This is a genomic window from Parabacteroides bouchesdurhonensis (assembly GCF_900186615.1).
Classification (GTDB): Bacteria; Bacteroidota; Bacteroidia; order Bacteroidales; family Tannerellaceae; genus Parabacteroides; species Parabacteroides bouchesdurhonensis.
The window spans coordinates 3056500-3062590 of the sequence record NZ_LT896588.1 but is presented as its reverse complement, the minus strand read 5'-3'; the positions used below and the strand labels follow the sequence as shown (position 1 = coordinate 3062590).

General features: G+C 37.0%; 5 protein-coding genes. 4 read left to right on the top strand and 1 reads right to left on the bottom strand.

Going from position 1 to position 6091, the window contains the following annotated elements:
• The 4 genes from C1721_RS13240 to C1721_RS13225 all read left to right on the top strand — a co-directional run.
• On the top strand, nucleotides 1-579 hold a 579-nt coding region (locus C1721_RS13240), incomplete at its 5' end, for a transglycosylase SLT domain-containing protein (RefSeq protein ID WP_159063589.1).
• A gap of 639 nt (nucleotides 580-1218) precedes the next feature.
• Nucleotides 1219-2676 carry an MBOAT family O-acyltransferase gene (locus C1721_RS13235; RefSeq protein WP_102408708.1) on the top strand — a complete coding sequence of 486 codons (1458 nt, stop codon included), beginning with the start codon at nucleotides 1219-1221 and terminating at the stop codon, nucleotides 2674-2676.
• A gap of 8 nt (nucleotides 2677-2684) precedes the next feature.
• Nucleotides 2685-3599: a hypothetical protein gene (locus C1721_RS16215; RefSeq protein WP_102408707.1), complete on the top strand. Its 915-nt coding sequence runs from the start codon at nucleotides 2685-2687 to the stop codon at nucleotides 3597-3599.
• A 55-nt stretch (nucleotides 3600-3654) separates the two neighbouring features.
• Nucleotides 3655-5028, top strand: coding sequence for an aminopeptidase P family protein (locus C1721_RS13225; protein ID WP_102408706.1), 1374 nt, complete (start codon nucleotides 3655-3657; stop codon nucleotides 5026-5028).
• A gap of 62 nt (nucleotides 5029-5090) precedes the next feature.
• Here C1721_RS13225 and C1721_RS13220 read toward each other — a convergent pair.
• The coding region (locus C1721_RS13220; protein ID WP_159063588.1) for a class I SAM-dependent methyltransferase at nucleotides 5091-6091 on the bottom strand (1001 nt) is incomplete at its 5' end.

Genomic DNA, 6091 nt, shown 5'->3' with positions numbered 1-6091 from the left:
AAACACCTTTTTCCCGCCGATCTGCCTGCCATAAAAAACGGACATATCTCTCCATACGACCAACTATTCCGGAAGCACGCCGTTAACTTGGGTTGGGACTGGCGGTTGCTTGCCTCAATAGCTTATCAAGAGTCTCGTTTTGACCCGTCGGTTGTATCGTGGGCCGGAGCAGAAGGGCTAATGGGAATCATGCCAAATACGGCCAAAGCACTTGGTGTTACGCCTCACGAATTAAAAGACCCCGAAGTAGGTATTCGCACCGGAGTAGACTGTCTGCGACGTTTTCGTCAGGGCTTTTCCAAGATAGAAGATCCGAAAGAACGTATGAAGTTCACTTTAGCTTCATACAACGCAGGTATCGGACACGTTTACGATGCCCAGAAATTAGCAGAAAAATATGGCAAAGACCCTAATAAATGGGATGATAATGTGGCAGAATACATACGTCTTAAAAGCGATCCGCTGTATTACAACGACCCCGTTTGCAAGCATGGCTATCTTCGCGGATCGGAAACATATAATTATGTACGCGAAGTAATGGAACGCTATAAATATTACAAGGATAAAACAAAAGCCTAACACCGTCTAATCCTCTCCTTCCATACTATTCATCTCCATATCCGCTCATTTTTATCTGTTTAAGCAGAGAAAGTAGCATTTTCATGCCGAACTATTAATCGGATCACAGCCGTGATCTATATAAATCACAAGGGTGATCTAATTAAATCACAGGAGTGATCCGTTCAGATCACAAATGTGATCCAATTAATTTGTCAGGACTCATGACGTAAAACAACAGTAGCAGAGATCATATTCAATGAGACAACGTTGGTTATATTTTAAAATTTTAGGAGAAATAAGAACTATTCTTTACCTTTGCAACAATTCTTCATGCCTATAGAGATAGGTCTCTGTAGAAGGCCATAACTAAAAAGAGCGTTTCTAAAGAAATTATTCTTGTCATAGAAAATCCCCAATTTTCGAAGCCGTACAAGATTAATGACAACAGAAATAGCTCACGCCTGTGGTATATGAACATCTCGGAAACGAGACAGTTATATCATATTGGCGTGGGACTGTTGTTTATTATTTGTACGGTGGGTATGGGGATACCTCTATGACAGATAAAGACATAAAGACAGTTCCCACGCTTTTTATTTATAACACTTAACATACTTATCAAAGGGGAAACGGATAAGGATATGATATAACTCTACTATGTTATTCAATTCATTTGAATTTCTTGTCTTTCTTCCCCTTGTATTCTTGGGATATTGGTTTGTATTCAAACCACTTAAATGGCAAAATCTGTTTATTGTCTTTGTTAGTTATCTGTTTTATGGTTGGTGGGACTGGAGATTCCTTATACTCATTGCTATTACTTCTCTGTGCAGCTATCTTAGCGGTATCTGCCTTGAGCGAAATGAAGGAAATAGAAAGAAACAAAAATGGATTAGTGCCAGTAATATTATACTGAACTTACTTATACTATGTTTGTTTAAATACTTCAATTTCTTTTCGGAGAATTTGGCAACCTTATTCAAAGCATTCGGAATGCAATTGGACTTCGTTACATTGGAAATCCTTCTACCTGTAGGGATCAGTTTCTATACATTTCAGGCGCTGAGCTATACAATAGATGTATACCAGCACAAGATAAAGGCTACGCATGATCCGATTGCATTCTTCGCATACATCAGCTTCTTCCCTCAGTTAGTAGCCGGACCTATCGAAAGGGCAACAAATCTGTTGCCTCAGTTTAACCGATCACGTACGTTCGATTATGACAAAGCGGTAGACGGTATGCGCCAGATGCTTTGGGGATTCTTCAAGAAGATGGTGGTTGCCGACAACTGTGCTTTGTTTGCCAATGGTATCTTTGAAAACTACCAATCCATGAGCGGGAGTGCTTTGTTGATGGGGGCTTTCTTCTTTACGATACAGATTTATGGCGACTTCTCGGGATATTCAGATATTGCAATCGGTTGTGCCCGTCTATTCGGAATTAACCTGATGCAAAACTTTAATTATCCATACTTCTCGAGAGATATTGCAGAGTTCTGGCGCAGATGGCATATTTCCTTAACGACATGGTTTCGCGATTATATTTATATTCCTTTAGGAGGAAGCCGCGTGGGAAAATGGAAAGGTATCCGTAACACAACAATCATATTCCTGGTAAGCGGATTTTGGCACGGTGCAAACTGGACATTCATTGCCTGGGGAGCTTACCACGCCTTATTATTCCTTCCTCTGCTCCTTTTAGGCAAAAACAGGAAGTATAAAAATACGGTTGCGGAAGGCAGGCTGCTACCCTCTTTCACGGAGCTAGTCCAAATGGGAACAACATTCATGCTTGTGGTTATTGGCTGGATACTATTCAGGGCAGAATCGATAGCGCAGGCTTGGGGATATATGAGGGGGATGTGTGACAGGTCGTTGTTTACGATTCCGAAGATACCAGGGATTGGGATAACGCAAACCTTAGCTGTTACAACTCTATTTTCAATTTCTATCCTATTCATTTTAGAATGGAACTATAGAAACAGACCTTACGGTATTGCGATTCCTTTCCCTAACAAAACATATCAAAAGGCAATTTATCTCTTAATAGGTTTCAGTATTATTTTATTTAGACAAGTAGAGCAATCCTCTTTTATTTATTTTCAATTTTAATCCATGATATGAAAAAGTTCTTTGTATTTTTAATTAAATGTATTTGTATTTTTACTCTTTGTTATATTTTACTTAGCATTGTATTAGTAATATTACCAAACAATAAGAATTTAAAGCACAATTATTTAGCTTCTGACATTGATAAAGTAAATCATTTACTTCAAACACCTTCTCCCCGAATAATATTTATAGGTGGTTCAAATCTTGCTTTTGGATTAAATTCTGAACTAATAAAGGACTCACTAAATATGGAACCTGTAAATATGGGGATACATGCCAGTATTGGTCTAAAATACATGTTTAAGGAAGTCATTCCTTATCTAACCTCAGGAGATATATTAGTTATTACTCCCGAGTATGAACAGTTTACAAAAAAAACATATTATGGAGAGGGAACTTTATCCTCTTTACTTACAATAAAAAAAGAATGGACAACATTATTAACCCATACAAACTGGTTCACTTATCCTAGCTCATCATTATCAATATTAATATCTGATTTAATTCATTATATAACAAACAAAAGTAACATAGAAGCTTACGATAGAATAAAATTTAATCAATACGGGGATTATGTGGGGCATTGGGAATTTGGTCATCATACAATACCATCATCTTCTTCTCTTGATTTTTTCGATTCAAAAGTAATAGAAGAAATAAAAGAAACACTTCTATTATTAAAACATAAAGGGATAACTACATATATAATACCACCATGTTATCGTATTCAGAATTATCAACAGGATTCCATTGTTATCAATTCTATTCAACAAATATTACAAAAAAAAGAAATACCTTTTTATACAAATCCTAAACGTTATGTATTTGACGACTCTCTTTTTTATGACACCAAGTATCATCTTACAAAAGAAGGTGGATTGAAAAGAACTCTTCTCTTGATAGAAGACTTAAAACGTGAATAGTATTTATTTATAAGATTATTCCTATCTTTGGTAGCATTAAATAAAACGTAATCTTATGTTTAACAAAGAAACTTATATTGCCCGCAGGGCAAAGCTGAAACAGACACTTGGTTCAGGTCTGTTGTTATTTCTGGGAAATGATGAGTGTGGAATGAATTATACAGATAATACTTATCATTTCCGTCAGGATTCCACCTTCCTATACTTCTTTGGTCTTCCTTATGCCGGATTGGCTGCAATTATTGATATAGATAATGACAAAGAAATTATCTTCGGAGACGAGCTGACTATTGATGCCATCGTTTGGATGGGTACACAACCTACATTAAAAGAAAAGAGCGAAAGTGCAGGAATCAAAGACGTTCGTCCTTATAAAGAGATAGAATCGTATTTAAAGAATGCACAACAAAAAGGTCAAGCAATCCATTATCTGCCGACTTACCGTACAGAACACCAAATCAAGTTATTAGCTTGGTTAGGTATTCATCCGGGAGCAGAACAACCATCCGTTCCTTTCATTATGGGAGTTGTGAACCAGCGAAACTATAAGAGTGCCGAAGAAATTGCAGAAATAGAAAAGGCATGTATCGTTACCGCCGATATGCACCTGACTGCCATGCGCACTGTTCGTCCGGGTATTCGAGAATGTGATGTGGCTGCAGCGGTTGGAGAAGTAGCCTTTGCGAATAACTACGAACTCTCCTTCCCTATTATTGCAACCATAAACGGGCAAACATTGCACAATCACGACCATAGCAATATGATTAAGAGTGGTGACATGCTTCTGCTTGATGCCGGTGCAGAAACGGAGATGGGTTATGCGGGTGATATGTCTTCTACTATTCCGGCAGATTCACAATACACAACTCGCCAGAAAGAAATATATGATATTCAGGTGGCAGCCCATGAAGCAGCAGTGGCAGCCCTTCGTCCGGGCATTCCGTTTGTGGATGTTTACGAACTATCATGTGCCGTTATTATGGAAAGGCTAAAAGAGCTCGGTTTTACGAAAGGCGATCCGATGGAAGCTGTTAAGGCCGGAGCTCACGCCTTATTCATGCCTTGCGGACTTGGCCACATGATGGGGCTGGATGTGCATGATATGGAAAATTTAGGCGAGATGTATGTTGGTTATGACGGAAAGCCGAAGAGTACCCAGTTTGGACGTAAATCTCTTCGCCTGGGACGTAAATTGGAACCGGGCTTTGTTCTTACCATTGAACCGGGTGTTTACTTCATTCCCGAATTGATTGATCTATGGAGGGGACAGAAGAAATTCACTGAATTTATCAACTACGAAAAGGTTGCTACTTATAAGGATTTTAGCGGCATCCGCAATGAAGAGGACTATTTAATCACAGAAAATGGCGCACGTCTTTTAGGCAAAAAGATACCGTTACATACAGACGAGGTGGAAGCACTGAGATAAAATATTCAATTAAAAAATAAAGGTCATCATTTTAAATTTTTCTCAATGATGACCTTTATTTTTTATTTTGTAAATACAGCACACAATGCTATTACGCGTTTGTATTTGGGTAAAAACAAATTAATAAAAGGGTACAAATTAGTTGACATTATTCTATAGAATTGAGATTTCTTAAACCATTGAGGTAATATTCCAAAATGACGAATAGGCGTTTTTTCTTTTATAACATTCCCATTAGCATCAAAAATATGATACGATTCTTTTGCTCCTGCATATTTAGGAGGAGACATATTGACTGCATAAGAATTCGAATAATCTAACAATTCTAATTTCATATCCAATTTTTTCGCCATATAAGCCATACTTTCTTCTCCAAACCACCAACAATGAACAGGAGGCAAATCTGTTTCCCAAATAGAGTCCATTGGATAAAAAGATTTATTTGGCGTTGTTAATATAATAGAACCTCCTTTACGCAACATTTTTTTTAATGATGACATCATCTTCATTGGTTCATTCACATGCTCTATTACTTCTGTTAAAATAATTACATCTGCTGAGCTTTCATGCTTATTGGCATATTCGTTTATATCACCACTTATATAATAATTTCCAAAATAAAGATTAGCCTCTTTTACCGCTGTTTCTGATATATCCAAACCAGTTATTGAATAACCTGATTTTCGTAATGCATATGTCAGATAACCTAATCCTGATCCTACTTCAAAAATAATAGAAGAACGTTTAGCCTTTACAATCCTTTTCAATGCATATACAATAGACCAATATGTTAAACTGTTTCTGTCATTACAAGTCAAATAACGTAATGGGTCAGGAACATTTTTTATATTCTTAGACAATTGAAGATAATCACCATAACCATCCAGATTTTCTGCATTCTTATAAATCAAATTATAAACTTCACTAGAATCTTCGACTCTTGGTACTGAAAATGCAGTATTACAATGTGGGCAATGATATATTTGATACTGTTCTGGTTCTAGATATCCTTTTTGTTTAGACGTTTTTAAAACGACATTTTCTCCACACAATAGGCAGGTTT

Coding starts and splice junctions, on each gene's coding strand:
- C1721_RS13235 (WP_102408708.1), top strand. CDS start 1,219: ATGTTATTCAATTCATTTGAATTTCTTGTCTTTCTTCCCCTTGTATTC.
- C1721_RS16215 (WP_102408707.1), top strand. CDS start 2,685: ATGAAAAAGTTCTTTGTATTTTTAATTAAATGTATTTGTATTTTTACT.
- C1721_RS13225 (WP_102408706.1), top strand. CDS start 3,655: ATGTTTAACAAAGAAACTTATATTGCCCGCAGGGCAAAGCTGAAACAG.